The 20,031-nt window shown below is 64.3% G+C and carries 19 protein-coding genes; 15 read left to right on the top strand and 4 right to left on the bottom strand.

All coding sequences use genetic code 11. The features are described from left to right. Nucleotide 1: 1 nt before the first annotated feature. The 4 genes from ACFMBG_RS11935 to ACFMBG_RS11920 are packed head-to-tail and all read right to left on the bottom strand — an operon-like array spanning nt 2 to nt 4,478. Nucleotides 2–1,342, bottom strand: coding sequence for an NAD(P)/FAD-dependent oxidoreductase (locus ACFMBG_RS11935; protein ID WP_421054923.1), 1,341 nt, complete (start codon nt 1,340–1,342; stop codon nt 2–4). Then, on the bottom strand, nt 1,339–2,838 hold the full coding sequence (locus ACFMBG_RS11930) for an aldehyde dehydrogenase (protein WP_421054922.1): 1,500 nt from the start codon (nt 2,836–2,838) through the stop codon (nt 1,339–1,341). Before ACFMBG_RS11930 ends, ACFMBG_RS11935 begins: the two co-directional genes overlap by 4 nt. 3 nt (nt 2,839–2,841) lie before the next feature. Continuing rightward, nucleotides 2,842–3,759, bottom strand: a complete 918-nt coding sequence (locus ACFMBG_RS11925) for a dihydrodipicolinate synthase family protein (protein WP_421054921.1) — start codon at nt 3,757–3,759, stop codon at nt 2,842–2,844. A gap of 8 nt (nt 3,760–3,767) precedes the next feature. Then, the gene (locus ACFMBG_RS11920; protein WP_421054920.1) at nt 3,768–4,478 is read right to left on the bottom strand and encodes a GntR family transcriptional regulator; all 711 of its coding nucleotides are present in this window, start codon (nt 4,476–4,478) and stop codon (nt 3,768–3,770) included. A 159-nt stretch (nt 4,479–4,637) separates the two neighbouring features. Between ACFMBG_RS11920 and ACFMBG_RS11915 the strand changes: the two genes are divergently transcribed. The 15 genes from ACFMBG_RS11915 (at nt 4,638) to nqrE (ending at nt 20,029) form a co-directional block, all read left to right on the top strand. After that, complete coding sequence (locus tag ACFMBG_RS11915) at nt 4,638–5,720, top strand: quaternary amine ABC transporter ATP-binding protein (protein ID WP_421054919.1); 1,083 nt, start codon at nt 4,638–4,640, stop codon at nt 5,718–5,720. 12 nt (nt 5,721–5,732) lie between these two features. Continuing rightward, nucleotides 5,733–6,668, top strand: coding sequence for an ABC transporter permease (locus tag ACFMBG_RS11910; protein WP_421054918.1), 936 nt, complete (start codon nt 5,733–5,735; stop codon nt 6,666–6,668). 39 nt (nt 6,669–6,707) lie between these two features. Beyond that, nucleotides 6,708–7,697: a glycine betaine/L-proline ABC transporter substrate-binding protein ProX gene (gene proX, locus ACFMBG_RS11905; protein WP_421054917.1), complete on the top strand. Its 990-nt coding sequence runs from the start codon at nt 6,708–6,710 to the stop codon at nt 7,695–7,697. A gap of 73 nt (nt 7,698–7,770) precedes the next feature. Next, nucleotides 7,771–8,721, top strand: coding sequence for a GlxA family transcriptional regulator (locus tag ACFMBG_RS11900; RefSeq protein WP_421054916.1), 951 nt, complete (start codon nt 7,771–7,773; stop codon nt 8,719–8,721). Nucleotides 8,722–8,890: 169 nt separating this feature from the next. Beyond that, entirely contained in the window at nt 8,891–9,805 is a 915-nt protein-coding gene (locus tag ACFMBG_RS11895) for a LysR substrate-binding domain-containing protein (RefSeq protein WP_421054915.1), read from the top strand. Between the two features lie 95 nt (nt 9,806–9,900). Then, the gene (locus tag ACFMBG_RS11890) at nt 9,901–11,055 is read left to right on the top strand and encodes an aromatic ring-hydroxylating oxygenase subunit alpha (RefSeq protein ID WP_421054914.1); all 1,155 of its coding nucleotides are present in this window, start codon (nt 9,901–9,903) and stop codon (nt 11,053–11,055) included. Then, on the top strand, nt 11,052–12,503 hold the full coding sequence (locus ACFMBG_RS11885) for an aldehyde dehydrogenase family protein (RefSeq protein ID WP_421054913.1): 1,452 nt from the start codon (nt 11,052–11,054) through the stop codon (nt 12,501–12,503). The genes ACFMBG_RS11890 and ACFMBG_RS11885 overlap by 4 nt, the downstream gene beginning before the upstream one ends. A 3-nt stretch (nt 12,504–12,506) precedes the next feature. Continuing rightward, nucleotides 12,507–12,746 carry a hypothetical protein gene (locus tag ACFMBG_RS11880; RefSeq protein WP_421054912.1) on the top strand — a complete coding sequence of 80 codons (240 nt, stop codon included), beginning with the start codon at nt 12,507–12,509 and terminating at the stop codon, nt 12,744–12,746. A gap of 95 nt (nt 12,747–12,841) precedes the next feature. Further along, the gene (locus ACFMBG_RS11875) at nt 12,842–13,936 is read left to right on the top strand and encodes an alcohol dehydrogenase family protein (protein WP_421054911.1); all 1,095 of its coding nucleotides are present in this window, start codon (nt 12,842–12,844) and stop codon (nt 13,934–13,936) included. Continuing rightward, entirely contained in the window at nt 13,933–15,057 is a 1,125-nt protein-coding gene (locus ACFMBG_RS11870; protein WP_421054910.1) for a mandelate racemase/muconate lactonizing enzyme family protein, read from the top strand. Before ACFMBG_RS11875 ends, ACFMBG_RS11870 begins: the two co-directional genes overlap by 4 nt. Before the next feature lie 357 nt (nt 15,058–15,414). Beyond that, a complete protein-coding gene (locus tag ACFMBG_RS11865) occupies nt 15,415–16,758 on the top strand; it encodes a Na(+)-translocating NADH-quinone reductase subunit A (protein ID WP_421054909.1) in 1,344 nt (447 codons plus the stop codon). A 5-nt stretch (nt 16,759–16,763) separates the two neighbouring features. Then, nucleotides 16,764–17,972 carry an NADH:ubiquinone reductase (Na(+)-transporting) subunit B gene (locus tag ACFMBG_RS11860; protein WP_421054908.1) on the top strand — a complete coding sequence of 403 codons (1,209 nt, stop codon included), beginning with the start codon at nt 16,764–16,766 and terminating at the stop codon, nt 17,970–17,972. Next, a complete protein-coding gene (locus ACFMBG_RS11855; RefSeq protein WP_421054907.1) occupies nt 17,965–18,768 on the top strand; it encodes a Na(+)-translocating NADH-quinone reductase subunit C in 804 nt (267 codons plus the stop codon). The genes ACFMBG_RS11860 and ACFMBG_RS11855 overlap by 8 nt, the downstream gene beginning before the upstream one ends. Continuing rightward, the gene (locus tag ACFMBG_RS11850) at nt 18,768–19,421 is read left to right on the top strand and encodes an NADH:ubiquinone reductase (Na(+)-transporting) subunit D (RefSeq protein WP_421054906.1); all 654 of its coding nucleotides are present in this window, start codon (nt 18,768–18,770) and stop codon (nt 19,419–19,421) included. Before ACFMBG_RS11855 ends, ACFMBG_RS11850 begins: the two co-directional genes overlap by 1 nt. Continuing rightward, nucleotides 19,421–20,029 carry an NADH:ubiquinone reductase (Na(+)-transporting) subunit E gene (gene nqrE, locus ACFMBG_RS11845; RefSeq protein WP_421054905.1) on the top strand — a complete coding sequence of 203 codons (609 nt, stop codon included), beginning with the start codon at nt 19,421–19,423 and terminating at the stop codon, nt 20,027–20,029. The genes ACFMBG_RS11850 and nqrE overlap by 1 nt, the downstream gene beginning before the upstream one ends. The last annotated feature ends 2 nt before the right edge of the window (nt 20,030–20,031 follow it).

Raw genomic sequence — 20,031 nt, 5'->3', positions numbered from 1 at the left:
GCTACTCCTTGCCAGACCGCCATTCCTTCCACGCCAGGTAGGTATTGGCGCCAATCGAGGCAAAGGGTTCCGGCGGCAGCTTTGGCGGCATCGGCTGGGCCAGGAAGTGGCTGGCTATGTTGGACCCGCCTTGCACCAGCAACTCGGCGATGCCCATGCCTTGCAAGGTGCCGCGCGCAATCCCCAGGCCGTTCTGGCAGCACGCGGAATAGACGCCCTGGTCCAGCTCTCCAAAGGCCGCCGAGCCATTACGGCTGAGGCAGAGCATACCGGCCCAGCGGTGCTCCATCCGCACGTCTTCCAGATGCGGGAACCGCTCCTTGAACTTGCGGTCATGCACCCAGCCCGCGTTGCGCAGGCGCATGTCGCTGGTCTCGATGGTGGGGTGGAAGCTGGAACAGGTGCGGATCAGGATCCGGTCGCCGTAAGACCCGGAAATCCGCCGCACCGAGGTGCCCATCGGATCCGCCGGCGTGACCGACCAGCGGGGTTCACCGCCCAGCCGCCCGATCTGTTCCGGCGTCAGCCGTTCGGTCATCGAGGCATAGAGGCAGATGTGCATCAGGCGCCGCTGGTAGAAGCCGAAGCTTTCCAGGTGGCCGTTGTTGGCCAGGATGACCGCGCCGGTGGAGATACGCCCTTTCGGGGTTTTGACCAGCCAGCCGTTGCCCTGTTTCTCAAACCCGGTGGCGGGGGAGTTTTCGAACACGCTGACCTGCCCGGCCAGATGGCTGGACAATGCCCTGACATAGGCCGCGGGCTGGATCATCACCGTGCCCGGCGCGTAAAGACCGGAAGTGTAATGCGGGCTGCCGGTTCGTTCCCGCATCTCCTGCTGGCTCAGCAGCTGATGCGGCTCGCCCAGCCGTTCCAGATGGGCGGCGAAGTCGCGGTTGTGCTTGTCGCCGGCCTTGGTGGCGGCGGCGTTGATCTTGCCGGCGGGATCAAACATCTCCTGCGGCAGGGCGCAGTCTTCGGCCACGTCTTTGGCAAACGCGATGGCCTTGCGGTTCATGGCGATGGCAGCCTTGTCCGCGTCCAGCCCCGTTCCCGCGTAATTGTCAGATGACAAATCATGCGGCAGGTCGATCATGAAACCGGAATTGCGCCCGGCGGAGCTTTCGGCAAAGCGGCCGGCTTCCAGCACCGCCACCTTCAGCGAGGGGTCCAGCTGGTGCAGGCGGCGGGCGGCGGAGAGGCCCGCAAACCCGCCGCCGATGATGGTTACATCGGCACTCAGGTCCTGCTCCAGCACCGGCAGGGGTGCCTGCGGCGGCAGGATGGCATTCCATCCCGCCGCGCCGGTCTGCCTGGGCAGACGTTTGGCGGTGTAGGCGGTCAATCCACGGCCTCGTCTGCGTCGTCGGCCAGATCTATCCAGATGGTTTTCAGCTGGGTGTACTGGTCATGGGCATGGACAGAGTTGTCGCGGCCGCCAAAGCCCGACTGCTTGAAGCCGCCAAACGGCGTGGTGATGTCGCCCTCGCCAAAGCTGTTGACCGTCACCGTGCCTGCGCGGATGGCGCGGGCACCACGGATCGCGCGCTTGGCGTTGGCGGTGAAGATCGAGGCGCAGAGGCCGTATTGCGTGTCATTGGCGATCCGGATGGCCTCGTCAAAGCCGGAAACCTCGATCACCGACAGCACCGGGCCAAAAATCTCCTCGCGCGCCAGCACCGCGTCATTGCCCGGCACCTCGACGACCGTGGCCTCGACAAATGCGCCGTCATGCGCCTTGCCGCCCAGCACCACGTTGTCGGCCTGCTCCAGATAGCCGCAAACCTTGTCGAAATGCGCCCGGGACACCAGCGCGCCCATCCGGGTTTCCGGGTCCAGCGGATCGCCCACGTTCCACGCCTTGGCGTGATGGGCGATGCGCTCCAGCAGCTCTGCCTTGATGTCCTTGTGCACGATCAGGCGGGAGGAGGCAGAGCAGTTCTCGCCCATGTTCCAGAAGGCGCCGTTCACCACGTGGGCGGCCACTCGGTCCAGGTTCTCGGCGTCGTCCATCACGATGGCGGGGTTCTTGCCGCCCATCTCCAGCACCACTTCCTTGGCATTGCTTTCCGCCGAATAGGTGAGGAAGCGCTTGCCGGTCACGGTGGAGCCGGTGAAGGAGACCATGTCGATATCCATGTGGCGGCCGATCGGCTCGCCCACCTCAGCACCGCCGCCGGGCACGATGTTCAGCACACCGCGGGGCAGGCCGGCTTCCATCGCCAGTTCCGCAACGCGCAGCGCGGTCAGGGTGGTTTCCGCCGCCGGCTTCACCACCACGGAGCAGCCTGCCGCCAGCGCCGGGCCGATCTTCCACGCCAGCATCAGCAGCGGGAAGTTCCACGGCAGCACCAGGCCGACCACGCCGATCGGCTCACGCACCACCATGGCGATGTGATTGTCGGAGGCAGGCGACACCTGGTCATAGATCTTGTCGATGGCTTCCGCGTGCCATTTCAGGCAGTGGATGGTCTCCGGCACGTCGACGGTTTCGCAGTCATAGATGGTCTTGCCGCTGTCGAGGCTTTCCATCACCGCCAGTTCATGGGCGTTGCGGGTCATCAGCTTGCACAGCCGGATCAGCACGTCCTTGCGCTCCGACGGGTGCAGTTTCGACCAGCGGCCATCGTCGAAGGCCTCGCGGGCTTTTTCGACCGCGACATCAACGTCCGCGGCACCGCAGGCCGCGATATCGGCCAGCTTCTCCCCAGTGGCCGGGTTCACGGTCTCGAAGGTCTTGCCGGACGCGGCCGGGCAGAACTTGCCGTCGATGAACGCGCCCGTGGGCAGGTCCAGATTGGCGGCGATGGATTTGTATTCGTCCTGAGTAAGCAGCGACATGGATCAGCCCTCCGCCTCGATATCTGCGATTTTCTGTTTCAGCACCCGCACGACCTGTTCCAGCGCGCGTTTGTCATCCTTGTTCAGCCCCTTCAGCGGCGCGCGCATGGCGCCGGCCTCGATGCCGTTCATGGTGACACCGTGCTTGATGGTCTGGATGAACTTGCCGCCCTGCTCCAGCACGCGCATCAAGGGCATCATGGCCGACATGATGCGGCGGCCCTTGGCAAAGTTGCCCTCGATCACGCAGGCATTGTACAGCGCCACGTGTTCCTTCGGCAGGAAGTTCGAGCCGCCGCAAACCCAGAACGGCGCGCCCCAGGCAAAGAATTCCAGCGCCTGGTCGTCCATGCCGCAGCCCAGCTGGATATGTGGATAGTCGCGGGCCAGAAGGTGCACGCGGTTGATATCGCCGGAGCTTTCCTTGATGCCGCAGAAATTGCGGGAACGGCCGACCCGGTCGAGGAACTCCTCGCCCATCATGGTGCCGGTGCGGTGCGGGTAGTTGTAGAGCATCACCGGAAGGTCAGCGGCCTTGTCGATGGCCAGCGCATTCAGCGCGTTTTCACGGTCGGTCGGGACCGAGTAGGGGGGCGAGGCCAGCAGGATCGAATCCGCGCCGATCTCCTTGGCGCCTTCGGCCAGCGCGATGGAGTCGCTGGTCAGCATGGCGCCGGTGCCCACCACCAGCGGCAGGCGGCCCTTCAGCCGTTCATGGGTGAAACGGGCCAGAGCAATGCGCTCCTCCACGGTCTGGGCATAGTTCTCGCCGGTGGAGCCGCCGGAGATCAGGCCATGCACGCCGGCGTCAATCAGGTATTCGATGACATCGGCCAGCGCGTCCCAATTGACGCTGCCGTCCTCGAAATGGGGCGTCACGACGGGGGTATATATCCCCTCAAACCGGAATATTGGGGTCATCTGGGTCCTCATGCAGGGGTTTTGCGCGCCACCGTTCCCAGCGGCACATCAAGCCCGGCGGGCATGACGAACAGCTCGATCTGGTCGCGCGACAGGTTCCAATGGTCGATCGCCAGCTGCCCCGCCGCCGCCTCGTCACCCGCCTCGATGGCGGCGATGATGGCGTCGTGCTGGGCGCTGGCTTCACCCAGGTTTTCCGCCATCTGGCGGTCCTGGGGGCGGTAGAAGGTCATGCCGATGCGGGCATGATCGATCAGCAGCCGCTGAAAGGACGGGGCGAGATAGATGTTGTCGGCCATCTCGCCGGTGATCTCGTGAAAGCGGTTGTTGGCCATCGCCCGGTCAGCGCCGGAGCCGGAGCGCAGCGCCGCCTTGAAGTCTTCCTGCGCTGCCTTCAGTTCTGCGATCTGCGCCTCGGTGGCGTTCTTGGCCGCCAGCTGCAGCACCGCGCCATAGATCATCGGCGCCGCCAGGAAGAAGTCGCGCAGGGTCATGTGCGACATCTCGCTGACCCGCGCGCCGCGGTTTTCCCGCAGGTCGACATAGCCTTCGCCGGCCAGCTGGCGCAGCACCTCGCGCAGCGGGGTGCGGGACAGCTCGAACTCTTCCGACAGCTTCGATTCGTCGAGATCCGCGCCCGGCCGCAGGCCAAGCGTCATGATGGCCGTTTTCAAGTGGCCATAAAGCGCTGCTTTCCTGCTTTTGGACGCGTCCTTCATTCCAGTCTCCATCGTTGCATTTGAACCAGTACGGGCAGGATGGCCCGGCGGAACCGGTTCGGCAACCTGATTGCTCATTTTGTGTTAGAAGAAAATACAATTTGTGTACAGAGAAAAAATATGCAGTATGCAGGAAATGTTTTCGGAGGAGGGGAACAGGTGACGACGCAACCTGACGAAGCCGTGATCGACTGCCGCAATCTGTGGAAGATCTTTGGCCGCCGCGCGGATGAGGCGATGAAAGCCGTTCAGGAACAGGGGCTTGGCAAGCTTGAGGTGCGCGACCGCTTTGACTGTGTGGTGGGCGTGCAGGACGCCACCTTTACCGTCGGGCGGGGCGAAATCTTCTGCATCATGGGGCTGTCGGGCTCTGGCAAATCGACCTTGATTCGCCATGTGAACCGGCTGATCGAACCCACATCAGGCCAGCTGTTCATCGAAGGGCAGGACGTCAATCAGCTGTCCGCGAAGGAGCTGCGCGAGGTGCGGGCCGAGAAGATCGGCATGGTGTTCCAGAACATGGCGCTGATGCCGCACCGCACCGTGCTGGAGAATGTCTCCTTCAGCCAGGAAGTGCGCGGCCACGATGCGCGTGAACGCCGCGAGAATGCGATGCGCGCGATTGACGCCGTGGATCTCAATGGCTGGGACCAGAAATACCCGGATGAGCTGTCGGGCGGCATGCAGCAGCGCGTCGGCCTCGCCCGTGCGATTGCCGCTGATCCCTCGATCCTTCTGATGGACGAGCCCTTCTCGGCGCTCGACCCGCTGATCCGCCGCCAGCTGCAGGACAAGTTCATGTCGCTGTCGGCAGAGATGAAGAAGACCACCCTGTTCATCACCCACGACCTGGACGAGGCGATCCGCATCGGCGACCGCATCGCCATCATGAAGGACGGCGCCCTGGTGCAGGTCGGCACGCCGGAGGACATCGTGACCAACCCCGCCGACGATTACGTTGCCGACTTCGTTGCTGGCATCTCCAAGCTGGAGCTGATCTCGGCCGCCAAGATCATGACCCCGGTCGAGCAGTACGAGCAGATGAACGGCCCCGCCAACAAGGACGGCTGGCCCGAGGCCCATCCCGGCCAGTCGCTCGACGATCTGGTGAACCTGTCGGTCCAGACCCAGCACCCGGTGCTGGTCAAGGCCGATGGCCGCACCGTCGGGGTGGTGACCAAGAACGCCCTGCTGCGCGGCATCCAGGGCGATGTCGCAGACGCCGCCGGCCTGAAGCACTGAGGAGGCAAGATCATGGCAGACACAGAATTCAGCATCCTCGACCCGTTTTCCTCGGTCGATCTGGGGCTTGCGGAGTCCGCGGACGGGGTCAAGCAGTGGGCGATCGCCAACCGCGCCTTGATCCAGCCCGTCAAAAACTTCTTCAACGAGATGATCGTCGGCATCGACACCGCGCTCAATGCGGTGCCGCCGGTGATCATGCTGGTGATCCTGGTCCTGATCGCCTGGCAGGCCGCGGGCCGGCGGGTGGCGATCCTGGTGGGCGTCAGCATGGTGGCGCTCGGCTTCCTGTCGCCGGGGGCCTGGGGGCTGGCGATGACCACCCTGGCGATTGTGGTCTCTGCAGTGATCCTCTGCTTCCTGATCGGCCTGCCGCTGGGGATCCTGGCGGGCAAGAACGACCGGTTCGAGGCGGCGATGCGGCCGGTGCTCGACACCATGCAGACCATTCCGGCCTTTGTGTATCTGGTGCCGGTGGTGATGCTGATTGGCATCGGCAACGTGTCGGGTGTGATCGTGACAATCATCTTTGCGCTGCCGCCGCTGATCCGTCTCACCAGCTTGGGCATCCGCGGCGTCAATGCCTCGGTGGTGGAGGCCGCGCGCGCCTTTGGCGCCAGCCCGCGCCAGATCCTGTTCAAGGTGGAGCTGCCGCTGGCAACGCCCACCATCCTGGCCGGCGTCAACCAGACCATCATGCTGTCGCTGTCGATGGTGGTGATCGCTTCGATGATCTCGGTCAAGGGCTTGGGCAACGAGGTGCTGCGCGCCATGGGCCGGCTCGATGCGGGCAAGGCGCTGGTCGGCGGCCTTGGCATCGTGATCCTGGCCATCGTGCTGGACCGCATCACCCAGGGCATGGGCCAGTCTGGCCGTGACCGCGGCCACCGCCACTGGTGGCAGGGCGGCCCCGTCGGCGCGGTGCTGCGCCTGGCCGGCAAAAACTGACTTTCTCTTTCATCTGAACACCCAAGGGAGGACTTACATATGTTCAGGAAAACCGCTCTGGCTGCGCTGGCAGCCTCCACCATGCTGGCAGGCACCGCTTTTGCCAGCGAACAGCCCGGCGAAGGCGTCACCGTGCGCCCGGTGATCCAGTCTTATCTGGAAGAGTTCTTCCAGCACCGCATCCTGTTCCGCGCGCTGGAGGATCTGGGCTATGAGGTGGCCGAGCCGCAGGAGGTCGAAGCGCAGACCGTGCACCTGGCGCTGGGAACCGGCGATGCCGATTTCACCGCGGTGCATTGGAACACCCTGCATCACACCTTTTTCGAGGAATCCGGCGGCGACGCGGTTCTGGAAAAGGTCGGCACCCTGATCGAGGGCGCGTTGCAGGGCTATCTGGTCAACAAATCCGCCTATGACGCGGGCATCCAGAACCTCGGCGACCTGACCGACCCGGAAAACGCCAAGCTGTTCGACGCCGATGGCGACGGCAAGGCGGATCTGGCCGGCTGCGTGCCGGGCTGGGGCTGCGAGCGGGTGATCGAGCATCAGCTGACCGAATTCGGCCTGCGCGACACCGTGAACCACAACCAGGGCGCCTATAACGCCATTATCGCCGACACCATCGCCCGCAACCAGGCCGGCGAAAACGTGCTCTATTACACCTGGACGCCTTACTGGGTGTCGGGCGCGCTGGTGCCGGGCAAGGATGTGGAATTCCTGGCGGTGCCCTATTCCTCGCTGCCCGATGGGGCGACCGGTGACACCACCTTCAACGGCAAGGACCTCGGCTTCGCGGTGGACAGCATCCGCGTTGTCGCCACCGACGAGTTCCTGGCCGCCAACCCGGCTGCGGCCAAGCTGTTTGAGCTTGCCAAGATCGACATCAACGACATCTCGGCCCAGAATAAGCTGATCGCCGACGGCGAGGACAGCTCGGACGATATCGACCGCCATGTCGATGCCTGGATCGAAGCCAACCGCGAAACCTATGACGGATGGCTGGACGCGGCGCGCGCGGCAGCCAAGTAATACTGGGCAGACCCGCAATCCAGGACTGCGCGGGGCGACCCTTCGCGCAGTCCGTTTTCCTTTGAGGCAAGCCATGAAAAAGACGCAGCATTTTGCCTTTCTGCTGGTGGAGGAATTCTCCCACCTCGCCTTTTCCTGCGCGGTGGAGCCGCTGCGCATCGCCAACCTGGTCAGCGGTCAGGATCTCTACGACTGGTCCTTCGGCTCCGAGAACGGCGAAACCGCGGTGTGTTCAAACGGCTCGGTGACGCTGGTGCACTATGGCTTCGATGCGATCCCGAAATGCGACCAGCTGTTTGCCCTGTCGGGCATCCACATGCGCAACCACGTGACCAAACCCCTGCTGGCGGCGCTGCGCCGGGAGAAGGCGCGGGGGATTTCCATCGGTGCGCTGTGCTCGGGCGCCTGGGTGCTGGCGGAGGCGGGGTTCCTCAATGGCATGCAGGCGGCGATCCACTGGGAATACCACGACAGCTTCATGGAGGCCTTCCCGGAGGTGAACCTGGTGCGCAGCGTGTTTGTGGCGGATGAAAAGCACATGACCGCCTCCGGCGGCACCGCCACGGCAGACCTGATGCTGCACCTGATCGAGCGCACCCATGGCTATGACCTGGCGGTCGCGGTGGCCGACCAGATGGTCTATAACGCGGTGCGCAATGCCACCGCGGAGCAGAAAGTCTCGCTGCAATCGCGCAACGGCATGCGCAACGCGCATCTGGCCCGGGCGATCCAGATCATGCATGACCACATCAGCGATCCGGTGTCGCCGACGGTGATTGCCGATGACATCGGCATCTCCACCCGCCAGCTGGAACGGCTGTTCGGCAAGTATCTGAACACCTCGCCCAAGAAATACTTCATGGAGATGCGGCTGGAGCGCGCCCGCAACCTGCTGATCCAGACCGAGGCCTCGGTCACCGAAGTGGCGCTGGCCTGCGGCTTTGACAGCCCCGGCCATTTTTCGCGGGTGTACAAGGCCGCCTTCAACGTGACGCCGATGCTGCAGCGCGGCCGGATCGGCTAGGGGTGCCGGAAACCGGCGCGGTTTCCGGCCATGAAAAATCGATTTTTCATGGCCGTTTTCATCGAATGAAAACGGCGGGCGCGGGGCGAAATCTTTGCTGGCCTTCAAAGCTGCATTTCCCCTATTGAAATGAAGCCCTTTCATCCGAGCCTTATGCCAGGAGCCGCAGATGTCCCGCCGCCACTACAACCTGCCGCCGCTCACCACCCTGGCTGCGTTTGAGGCCGCCGCCCGGCACCTCAGCTTCAAGAATGCCGCGCAGGAACTCTCCGTCACCCCCGGCGCCGTCAGCCATCAGGTGAAGGCATTGGAGGCGGAGCTGCAGGTGCCGCTTTTCCAGCGCAAGCACCGCGGCGTGGAGCTGACGGAGGAGGGCGAGGCACTGTTCGAAACCCTGGCCTCTTCATTCTCGAAAATCTCCCTCAGCCTGAAAACCATCCGCGACCGCCATACCGGCGACACCGTGACCATCGGCTCCACCTCCGCCGTCGCCTCGCTGTGGCTGTCGCCCTCGGTGGTGCGGTTCTGGCGGCGGCACCCGGATGTGAATGTCAACCAGATCGTCAACGACCGGCCGCTGCGCAGCATGCCGGATGTGGATTTCTATATCCGCTACGGCCGGGAACGGGACACGCGGCTGGAACAGACAGAGCTTTACCGCGACCATCTGGTGCCGGTCGGCAACGCGGAGCTGGCAGAGCGCCTGACCGGCTGTGCGCTGGAGGAACTGGCGCAGCAGCGGCTCTTGCATCTGGACTCCGACGACCGGAGCTGGACCACCTGGGCCGACTGGTTCCAGCAGCTGGGCTACAGCGGCCCGATCGCGCCGGGTGTGCGGGTCAACAACTACGCGGTGGCGCTGCAGGCGGCGCAGGACGGGGTGGGGCTGGTGCTTGGCTGGCAGCGGCTCTTGAACCCGCTGCTGGCGGCGGGCCAGCTGGTGCCGATCGGCCCGCATGTGCTGGCCGCCCCGCACGGGTTCCACCTGGTGGGCCGCCCGGACGCGGAACTGTCGGAATCCGCCCGATTGCTTCGCAATTGGGTGATTGACGAGGTCAATCGCAGCTCAGGTGAATCCAGCTAACCCCAGCGCGAAAATTCCTGATATTGAGTGAATCTGCTCTCTCCCTTCAATGGCGCAAAACGCGCACATCTTTTTCCAGCTTGGAGAGACCCCAGATGAACAAGCACGACACGCTTGCCCCGGTGATGGCTCCGGTCAACGTTGCCAACGGCCTGCCGAACGCCCATTACATCGACCCCGCCGTCTTTGCCGAGGAGAAACGCTCGGTCCTGTTCAACAACTGGTCCGGCATCGGCTTTGGCAAGGACGTGCCGGAGCCGGGCTATGCCAAGCCGGTGGATTTCCTGGGCATGCCGCTGCTGATCGTGCGCGACAAAGACGGCGAAGTCGGCGTCTTTCAGAACACCTGCCGCCACCGCGGCATGATCCTGGTCGAGAAGGCCGGCAAGATCCGCGGCGCCATCCGCTGCGCCTATCACAGCTGGTGCTATGGGCTGGACGGCCGCCTGGTCTCCACTCCGCACGTCGGCGGCCCCGGCAACAACAAGCATGAAGACATCAAGCTGGACGAGCTGGGCCTGGTGCGCATCCGATCCTACGTCTGGCGCGACGTGGTGTTCGTGAACGTCGACGGCACCGCGCCGGAGTTCGAGGAGGCCCACGCCGACCTGCTGGAACGCTGGAAGGAGTTCGAGACCCCGGTGCATCACGGCGGCGAAGGCTCCGGCTTCAAGCTGGAAGTGAAGACCAACTGGAAGCTGGCGGTCGAGAACTATTGCGAAAGCTACCACCTGCCGTGGGTGCATCCGGGCCTCAACAGCTATTCCCGGCTGGAAGACCATTACAACATCGAAGTGCCGGGCAAGTATTCCGGCCAGGGCACTCTGGTCTACCGCCAGCTGAAGGGCGAGAACGGCGAGCTGTTCCCGGATTTCGAGGGCCTCAGCAGCAAGTGGGACGAGGGCGGCGAATACACCGCGGTTTATCCCAACGTCCTGCTGGGTGTGCAGCGCGACCACGCCTTTGCGATCATCCTGGAGCCGGTCAACACCGAGAACACCGTCGAGCATATCGAGCTCTACTACTCCAAATCCCCGGAAGAGACCCCGGAACTGGAAGACCTGCGCACCGAGAACGCCAAGCTGTGGAAGACCGTGTTCGAGGAGGACGTCTTTGTCGTCGAGGGCATGCAGAAGGGCCGCCACGGCGAGCTGTTTGACGGTGGCCGTTTCTCGCCGGCAATGGACGGGCCGACCCACAACTTCCACGCCTGGGTGGCGGATCAGGTGACCAAAGGCCGCGAGGCATGAGTTCTTTCCTGAAAGACGGGCTGGCCAGGAATTTCCTGGCCGGTGCCTGGGTCGAAGGCGACGGCGGTGCGCGCATGGCCGTCGAGGATCCGGGCAACGGCAGCCACGTGGGCGACTGTGCGCTGGCGGGCGAGGAAACCCTCGCCAAGGCGCTGGACGCGGCGCGGGCGAGTTTCGAGCGCGGCGACTTGGCCGCCATGAAGCCCGCCAAACGCGGCCAGCTGATGCAGCGCATCGCGGCGGAGATCCGCGGCATCGCGGACGAAGGTGCTGAACTTCTGTGCCGGGAAAGCGGCAAGAGCCTCAGCGCCGCGCATGACGAATTCGAAGAGGCCGCGCAGTATTTCGAATATTACGGCGGCATGGCCGACAAGATCGAAGGCAAGTCGATCCCGCTCGGCCTCGATTACGCTGATTTTACGGTCTACGAGCCTTACGGCATCTCCGCGCAGATCGTGCCGTGGAACTTCCCGGTGTCGATCGCTGCGCGCTCCTTGGCGCCTGCGATGGCGGCGGGCAATTCGGTGATCATCAAATCGCCGGAACTGGACCCGATGGCGCTGGCGATGCTGGGGGTGGCGCTGGAACGCGCCGAGGTCCCCGCGGGGACGGTCTCGATCCTGAATGGCATCGGCTCTGAACTTGGCGCGCGGCTGGTGGAAAGCCCGGCGGTGGATCAGATCGTGTTCACCGGCTCGGTGCCGACCGGCCAAGCCATCCTGCGCGCCGCCGCCAACCCGGTGACGCCCGCGCTGATGGAGCTGGGCGGAAAATCCGCTGCGGTGGCCTTTGAAGACGCCAATCTGGACACGCTGATGTCCTCCCTGCAAAGCGGCATCTTCTACAACGCCGGCCAGGTCTGCTCCGCCATGTCGCGGGTGCTGGTGCACCGCTCGATCTATGAGGAAGCCGTCGAGCGCGCCGCAGCGCTGGCGGGTGGCCTCAGCGTCGGTCACGGGCTGGAAAACCCCGGCCTGACCCCGGTGATCTCGGCGCGTCAGCTGGACGGCATCGAGACCATCACCGCCACCGCCCGCCAAAGCGGCGCGCGCGCGGCATCCGGCGGTGCCCGGCTGGAGCGGGAGGGCTATTTCATGGCGCCGACCATCCTGGCGGATGTGGACCCCGCGTCCCGCGTCGCGCAGGAAGAGATCTTTGGCCCCGTCACCTGCTTCACGCCGTTTGATACCGAGGCGGAGGCGATTGCCATGGCGAACGGCACCGAGTTCGGGCTGGTGGCCGGCGTCTTCACCCGCGACCTGGCGCGCGCGCATCGCGTCGCGAACCGTCTGCGGGCGGGTCAGGTGTTTGTGAACGAATGGTTCGCGGGCGGCATCTCCACCCCCTTCGGCGGCGTCGGCAAATCCGGCTTCGGCCGCGAGAAGGGCTTGGAGGCGCTTTATAATTATGTGCGCACCAAGAACATCGCGATTTCGCTGAAGGGCTGAGAGATGGAGCGCGCAGACCTCGACCGGGCGCTTCTGCAGGCGCATGAAGACAAGGACAGCGCAGAGCTGGTCCGGCTTTACACGCTGGCCGGTGACATGGCTGAGGAGGCGGGCAATATCGACGCCGCCTGCTTCTACCTGACCCACGCCTTTGTCTTTGCGCTGGAGGCCGGGCTGCCGGAAGCGAAAGAGCTGAACCGCCGCCTGGCGGACCGCGGCCGGGCGCATCCGCTGGAGCTGTGACACAAGTTTCAGGCTGTTGTCCCCGCGGGGACAGCAGCCTGTTTTGGCCGGCAGGGGAGGGCCGGCCAATCTAATTTCCAAAGGGAGGTACGGGCATGATCCCCAATAAGATGGCGGCCGTTCTGCTGACCGGCCACGGCGGCATCGAGAAACTGGACTACCGCACCGACGTGCCGGTGCCGCAGCCCGGCCCGGGCGAGGTGCTGATCCGTGTGGCGGCGGCGGGCATCAACAATACCGACATCAACACCCGCATCGGCTGGTATTCCAAGGCGGTGGATGCCGACACCAACGCGGGCGGCGCCACCGGCTTTGACAGCGTCAACGACGACGACGCCAGCTGGTCCGGCAAGCCGCTGGAATTCCCCCGCATTCAAGGCGCAGATGCCTGCGGCCACATCGCCGCGGTGGGGGAGGGGGTTGACGCCTCCCGTATCGGCGAGCGGGTTCTGGTGCGCAACATGCTGCGTTCTTACGTCGATTACCGCCCTTATGAATGCTGGACCTTCGGCAGCGAATGCGATGGCGGCTTTGCCCAGTTCGCGGTGGCGCCTGCGCGGGAAACTCACGCGGTGAACTGCGACTGGTCCGATGCCGAGCTGGCCTCGATCCCCTGCGCCTATTCCACGGCAGAGAACATGCTGCACCGGGTGGGCCTCGGCGCCGAAACCGTGCTGATCTCCGGCGCCTCGGGCGGCGTTGGCTCCGCTGCTGTGCAACTGGCAAAACGCCGCGGCGCCACAGTGATAGCGCTGTCCTCCGCCGCCAAGGCGGATGAGGTTCTGGCACTTGGCGCCGACCGGGTTGTCGACCGCAACGCAGATCTGGTGAAGGAGCTGGGCGAAGGCTCCATCGACGTGGTGGTCGATCTGGTCGCCGGTCCGCAATGGCCATCTTTTCTGGACGTTTTACGGCGCGGCGGCCGTTACACCACCGCCGGCGCCATCGCCGGGCCGATCAGCGAGATCGACGTGCGCACGCTCTACCTCAAGGACCTGACCCTGATGGGCTGCACCTTCCAGGAGGATGAGGTGTTCGCCAATCTGATCTCCTACATCGAAGCCGGGGAAATCCGCCCGCTGGTGGCCAAGACCTATCCGCTGAGCGAGATTGCAACGGCGCAGGAGGACTTCCTGAGCAAGAAGCACACCGGCAAGCTGGTGCTGATGATCCCGGAGGCCGCCGAATGAAGATCAAGAAAATCGAGCTGTATCAACTGGATCTGCCCTATTCCGGCGGCGTCTACATGCTGTCGGGCGGGCGGGAGTACCGCAGCTTTGATGCGTCTTTCGTGCGCATCACCACCGATACCGGGCTGGAGGGCTGGGGCGAAAGCACCCCGTTCGGCTCCACCTACATCGCCTCGCACGCCCTGGGCGCGCGGGCCGGGATCACTGAGATTGCGCCCTATCTCCTGGGCCGCGACCCGCGGCAGATGGACCGCATCAACGAGGCGATGGATGAGGCTCTGCTCGGCCATAACCATGCCAAGTCTGCAATTGATCTGGCCTGCTGGGACCTGTTCGGCAAATCGGTGAACTTGCCGGTCTGCGAGCTGCTGGGCGGCTCTACCGGGAAACGCCTGCCGGTGATTTCCTCGATCTATGCAGGCTCCCCCGAGGACATGCGCGCCCGCGTCGCGCAGCACCGGGAGATGGGATACCTGGGCCATTCGGTGAAAATCGGCGCGCTGGACAGCGAGGGCGGTCCGGCGCTGGACGCCGAACGCATCCGCGCGTCGCTGGCCGACCGGCAGCCGGGCGAGTTCTTCCTGGTCGATGCCAATGGCGGGCTGACGCCGGAAACCGCGCTGCGGATGCTTCGGATGCTGCCCGAGGGATTGGATTTCGTGCTGGAGGCGCCCTGCAAGACCTGGCGCGAGACCATGTCGCTGCGCAAGCGCTGCACTGTGCCGATCATCCTGGATGAGCTGGTGCAGCAGGATGAGGACATCGCGCTGATGCTGGCGGAGGATGTGGCCGACGGTATCGGCCTCAAGATCTCCAAGGCCGGCGGGCTGACCCATGGGCGGCGGCACCGCGACATGTGCCTGGCCGCGGGCGCGACCGTGAGCGTGCAGGATACCGTCGGCTCGGTGGTGGCGTTCTCTGCCATTGCCCATCTGGGCGCCACGGTGCCGGAGCGGTCCTTGCGCTGCATTCTGGATTGCCGGGACATGGTGACGCTGAAAACGGCGGAGTTCGACGCAGCCGTAAAGGACGGCGGCGTGCTGGTGCCGGATGCGCCGGGGCTGGGGATCACCGTCGACCGCGATCTGATGGGCGAACCGCAGGCGGTCTGGGACGCCTGACTAAGCAGTATTTGGTAGAATCAGTTTCTACAGCCTGTTGAGACTGACAGGCACACTGGCCCGCTTTGGCGGCGCCTGCCGGAACGGCGTTGCCGTTTCCGGCAGTCCGCTTTGACGGTTTCCCGAGGACCGTGAGCGCCAACAGACTGGTAAAAGCGCGGCATGCACAGGAAATTGGGGAACAGGCCGGGGGACAGCCTTGCCAATCGGTGCCGAATTTGATTCGAGTGCGCCGGAAATCAGGACAGGCTGTGCGGATGTGCGGAAAACGGCGTTTTGTGCGTTTTCTTTGCCGCCGCTGCCGGAACGGGGTAAGAACCGCCTCGGGATTCGGCCTTGGAGGGACGTAGCGCAAATATGAAAACATTTAACTTGAGGAAAGGGCTCGATCTGCCGGTGACAGGCGCACCGGAGCAGGTCATCCACCCGGGCCCCGCAATCACGTCGGTGGCGGTGCTTGGCCCCGACTATCTGGGCCTGAAACCCCGCATGCTGGTGCAGGAAGGCGACGAGGTCCAGCGCGGCACCCCGCTGTTCTGCCACAAGGATGCCGAAGACGCGGTGATGGTTGCGCCGATGACCGGCAAGGTCGTGGCGATCAACCGCGGTGCGCGCCGGGTGCTGCAAAGCGTGGTGATCGAGGTTTCGGATGCCGAAGACAAGGGCATGGATTTCTCCGCCGTTGGCGATGCCGGCACGGCCGAGGGCCTGACCGCCAAGCTGTGCGCGGCCGGCCTGTGGGGTGCGTTCCGCACCCGTCCCTATTCCAAGATGCCGCAGCCGGGGTCCAAGCCCGAAGCGATTTTCGTCACCGCGACGGACAGCGAGCCGCTGGCCGCTGATGCCGCGGTGATCATCAACGACGCTGCCGAGGCATTCGAGACCGGCCTGAAGGCGATTACCCTGCTGACCGACGGCACCACCTTCCTGTGCCAGAAGGCAGGCGACAGCATCCCCGGTGCCAATCTTGCCGGTGTGGAGGCTGCAGCCTTTGACGGGCCGCACCCGTCGGGCCTGGCTGGCACCCACATCCACTTCCTGCACCCGGTCCGCGCCGACGATCAGGTCTGGACCGTGTCCTATCAGGACGTGATCGCCATCGGCCGCCTGCTGATGACCGGTCATCTGGACCCTTCCACCGTGGTTGCGCTGGCCGGTCCCGCTGCGCGCCAGCCGCGTCTGGTCCGCACCGTGACGGGCGCCTCCACCGAGGAGCTGACCCGCGGCGAGATCGCCCTGGACGGCCCGGTGCGGGTGATCTCCGGTTCGATCCTGTCGGGCCGCCAGGCGGCAGGCCCGCTGGCCTACCTCGGCCGTTTCGCCCGCCAGGTCGCCATCATCGAGGAAGACCGCGAGCAGATCCCGATGGGCTGGATCCGCCCGATGCCCGGCAAATACGCCGTGCAGCCGGTGCTGGGCTCTGCTCTGTCCCGCAAGCTGTTTAACCTGACCAGCAACCTCAATGGCGGCCGCCGGGCGATGGTGCCCACCGGCACCTTCGAGCGGCTGATGCCGCAGGACTACCTGCCGACGCAGCTGCTGCGCGCGCTGCTGGTCATGGACACCGACACCGCACAGGAGCTGGGCGCGCTGGAGCTCGACGAAGAGGACATGGGCCTCGTCGGCTTTGCCTGCCCGGCCAAGTACGAATACGGGCTGGCGCTGCGCGACTGCCTGACCAAGATTGAAAAGGAGGGCTGAGCCGGATGGGATTGCGCAGCTTCTTTGACAGGATCGAGCCGCATTTCGAGAAGGGTGGCAAGTACGAGAAGTACTTCCCCGTCTACGAAATGGTGGAGTCCTTCCTTTACACCCCGAAAACCGTCACCACCGTGGCGCCGCATGCCCGCTCCTACATCGATATGAAGCGGATCATGACCTATGTGGTGATCGCCACCATCCCCTGCATCCTGTGGGGCATGTGGAACACCGGCTATCAGGCGAACTCGGCAATTGCCGCGCTTGGCGCTGATGCGGCGACCGGCTGGCGGATTGCCCTGCTGCAGGTGTTCGGCATTTCGCTGGATGCAGCCAACCCGATGGCCAATATCGCCCACGGCTTCCTGTATTTCCTGCCGATCTACATCGTGACGCTGGTTGCGGGCGGCATCTTCGAAGTCATCTTTGCCACCGTCCGCGGCCATGAGGTGAACGAGGGCTTCCTGGTCACCTCGATGCTTTATGCCCTTATCATGCCGGCCTCAGCGCCGCTGTGGCAGGTTGCGCTTGGCATCATCTTTGGCGTGGTGATCGGCAAGGAAGTCTTTGGCGGCACCGGCAAGAACTTCCTGAACCCGGCGCTGACCGGCCGTGCGTTCCTGTATTTCGCCTACCCGGCCAACATGTCGGGCGACTCCGTCTGGACCCCGGTTGACGGCTTCTCCGGCGCCACCGCGCTGGGGGTTTCCGCCGCCGACGGCGTGCAGGCGCTGGCCGCCAAGGGCATTGAATGGTCGGATGCCTTCTATGGCACCATTCAGGGCAGCTTTGGCGAGACCTCGACACTGGCCTGCGCCATCGGCCTGGTGTTCCTGCTGGCCACCAGGATTGCCAACTGGCGCCTGATCGTGGGCTGCCTGGGCGGCATGATTGCCTTCTCGATGCTGCTGAACCTCATCGGCTCCGACACCAACCCGATGTTTGCGATGCCCTGGTACTGGCACCTGGTGCTGGGCGGCTATGCCTTTGGCCTGGTGTTCATGGTGACCGAGCCGGTTTCGGCCAGCCACACCAACATGGGCCGCCTGATCTATGGCGCGCTGATCGGGGTGATGGTGGTGCTGATCCGGGTGCTGAACCCGGCCTTCCCCGAAGGCATGATGCTGGCGATCCTGTTCGGCAACGTCTTTGCACCGCTGATCGACTACTTCGTCGTGCAGGCAAACATCAAACGGAGGGCGCGCCGCCATGGCTGATCCCCAAAGCAAGGGCCTGATTGGCCGCTTCCTCGCCGCATCGCCGGACTCGGTTGGCAAGACCGTGTTCATCGCCGTCGCCGTCTGCCTGGTGGCCTCGATGATCGTGTCCACCGCCGCCGTGTCGCTGCGCCCGGTGCAGGAAACCAACAAGAAGCGCGACAAGCAGCTGAACGTTCTGCAGGTGGCCGGCCTCTATGAGCCGGGCCAGAATGTCGCCGAAGCCTTTGCCGCGTTCGAACCGCAGGTGCTGGATCTGGAAACCGGCGAGTTCACCGAGCAGTTCGAGGCCGCCAGCTTTGACGATCTGGCCGCCGCGCAGGATCCGGAGCTGAGCCGCGAGCTGGAGAACGATCCGGCCGGCATCGGCCGCCAGTCGCGCTACAAGACCGTGTACCTGCTGCGCGAGGAAAACGGCGACCTGGACAAGGTGATCCTGCCGATCCACGGCTACGGCCTGTGGTCCACCCTCTATGGCTTCATCGCGGTGGAGGAGAACGGCAACGACATCTATGGCTTGCAGTTCTATCAGCACGGCGAAACCCCGGGCCTGGGCGCCGAGGTGGACAACCCGCGCTGGAAAGCGCTGTGGAGCGGCAAGAAGCTGCATGACGAAAGCGGCGCGCTGCAGATCAGCGTTGCCAAGACCCAAGGCCCGGCCGGGCCGGAGCACCATATCGATGCGCTGGCCGGCGCGACGCTGACTTCGGTCGGCGTGGACAACCTGGTGAAATTCTGGATGGGCGAAGAAGGCTACGGGCCTTTCCTTGACGCCCTGCAAGCGGGAGACATCTGATGGCGCAGACCAGAAAGGAAATGCTGGTCGACCCGCTGGTCGACAACAACCCGATCACCCTGCAGGTGCTGGGCATCTGCTCGGCGCTGGCCGTGACCTCCTCGCTGCAGGTGGCGTTCGTGATGACCCTGGCGGTGACCTTTGTGACCGCGTTCTCGTCGATGTTCATCTCGATCCTGCGCAACCAGATCCCGGGCTCGATCCGGATCATCGTGCAGATGGTGATCATCGCCTCGCTGGTGATCCTGGTGGACCAGGTGCTCAAAGCCTATGCCTTTGAGATTTCCAAGACCCTGTCGGTCTTCGTCGGCCTGATCATCACCAACTGCATCGTGATGGGCCGCGCCGAAGCGTTCGCGATGAAGAACCCGCCGGTCGAGTCCTTCATCGACGGCCTGGGCAACGGCATGGGCTATGGCCTGATCCTGATGCTGGTCGGCATCATCCGCGAGCTGTTCGGCTCCGGCTCGCTGTTCGGCATCACCATCCTGGAGACCGTGAACAACGGCGGCTGGTATGTCCCGAACGGCCTGCTGCTGCTGCCGCCCTCGGCGTTCTTCGTGATCGGCCTGCTGATCTGGGGGTTCCGCACCTGGAAGCCGAACCAGGTGGAAGAGCGTGAATACAAAATCCAAACCGTGGAGGCGCACTGATGGAAGGGCTGATTTCACTCGCCGTTAAGGCCATCTTTGTCGAGAACCTTGCGCTCTCCTTCTTCCTGGGCATGTGCACCTTCATCGCGGTGTCCAAGAAGATCTCCACCGCGCTGGGTCTGGGGATTTCGGTGATGCTGGTGCAGGCGATCACCGTGCCTGCCAACAACCTGCTGCTGACCTACCTCCTGAAGCCGGGCGCGCTGGCCTGGGCGGGCTTCCCGGATGTGGACCTGACCTTCCTCGGCCTGATCTCCTATATCGGGGTGATCGCGGCGATGGTGCAGATCCTGGAGATGATCCTCGATAAGTATTTCCCGCCGCTCTACAACGCGCTGGGGATCTTCCTGCCGCTGATCACGGTGAACTGCGCGATCCTCGGCGGCTCGCTGTTCATGGTGGAACGCGACTACAACTTTGCGGAAGCAACAACTTACGGCCTCTCCTCCGGCTTCGGCTGGGCGCTGGCGATCACCGCGATGGCGGGCGTGCGCGAGAAGCTGAAATATTCCGACGTGCCGGATGGCCTGCAGGGCCTGGGCATCACCTTTATCACCGCGGGTCTGATGGCGCTGGCCTTCATGTCCTTCAGCGGCGTCAAACTGTAAGG

Origin of the sequence: Leisingera coralii (assembly GCF_049056525.1) — a bacterium.
Taxonomy (GTDB): domain Bacteria; phylum Pseudomonadota; class Alphaproteobacteria; order Rhodobacterales; family Rhodobacteraceae; genus Leisingera; species Leisingera coralii.
Note: the sequence above shows the minus strand (reverse complement) of the source record. Positions and strands in the feature narration are given on the sequence as shown.

Excerpts from the sequence above, each read along its gene's own strand:
- ACFMBG_RS11930 (WP_421054922.1), bottom strand. The coding sequence starts at position 2,838 with ATGTCGCTGCTTACTCAGGACGAATACAAATCCATCGCCGCCAATCTG.
- ACFMBG_RS11925 (WP_421054921.1), bottom strand. The coding sequence starts at position 3,759 with ATGACCCCAATATTCCGGTTTGAGGGGATATATACCCCCGTCGTGACG.
- ACFMBG_RS11920 (WP_421054920.1), bottom strand. The coding sequence starts at position 4,478 with ATGAAGGACGCGTCCAAAAGCAGGAAAGCAGCGCTTTATGGCCACTTG.
- ACFMBG_RS11910 (WP_421054918.1), top strand. The coding sequence starts at position 5,733 with ATGGCAGACACAGAATTCAGCATCCTCGACCCGTTTTCCTCGGTCGAT.
- proX (WP_421054917.1), top strand. The coding sequence starts at position 6,708 with ATGTTCAGGAAAACCGCTCTGGCTGCGCTGGCAGCCTCCACCATGCTG.
- ACFMBG_RS11900 (WP_421054916.1), top strand. The coding sequence starts at position 7,771 with ATGAAAAAGACGCAGCATTTTGCCTTTCTGCTGGTGGAGGAATTCTCC.
- ACFMBG_RS11895 (WP_421054915.1), top strand. The coding sequence starts at position 8,891 with ATGTCCCGCCGCCACTACAACCTGCCGCCGCTCACCACCCTGGCTGCG.
- ACFMBG_RS11890 (WP_421054914.1), top strand. The coding sequence starts at position 9,901 with ATGAACAAGCACGACACGCTTGCCCCGGTGATGGCTCCGGTCAACGTT.
- ACFMBG_RS11885 (WP_421054913.1), top strand. The coding sequence starts at position 11,052 with ATGAGTTCTTTCCTGAAAGACGGGCTGGCCAGGAATTTCCTGGCCGGT.
- ACFMBG_RS11880 (WP_421054912.1), top strand. The coding sequence starts at position 12,507 with ATGGAGCGCGCAGACCTCGACCGGGCGCTTCTGCAGGCGCATGAAGAC.
- ACFMBG_RS11875 (WP_421054911.1), top strand. The coding sequence starts at position 12,842 with ATGATCCCCAATAAGATGGCGGCCGTTCTGCTGACCGGCCACGGCGGC.
- ACFMBG_RS11870 (WP_421054910.1), top strand. The coding sequence starts at position 13,933 with ATGAAGATCAAGAAAATCGAGCTGTATCAACTGGATCTGCCCTATTCC.
- ACFMBG_RS11865 (WP_421054909.1), top strand. The coding sequence starts at position 15,415 with ATGAAAACATTTAACTTGAGGAAAGGGCTCGATCTGCCGGTGACAGGC.
- ACFMBG_RS11860 (WP_421054908.1), top strand. The coding sequence starts at position 16,764 with ATGGGATTGCGCAGCTTCTTTGACAGGATCGAGCCGCATTTCGAGAAG.
- ACFMBG_RS11855 (WP_421054907.1), top strand. The coding sequence starts at position 17,965 with ATGGCTGATCCCCAAAGCAAGGGCCTGATTGGCCGCTTCCTCGCCGCA.
- ACFMBG_RS11850 (WP_421054906.1), top strand. The coding sequence starts at position 18,768 with ATGGCGCAGACCAGAAAGGAAATGCTGGTCGACCCGCTGGTCGACAAC.
- nqrE (WP_421054905.1), top strand. The coding sequence starts at position 19,421 with ATGGAAGGGCTGATTTCACTCGCCGTTAAGGCCATCTTTGTCGAGAAC.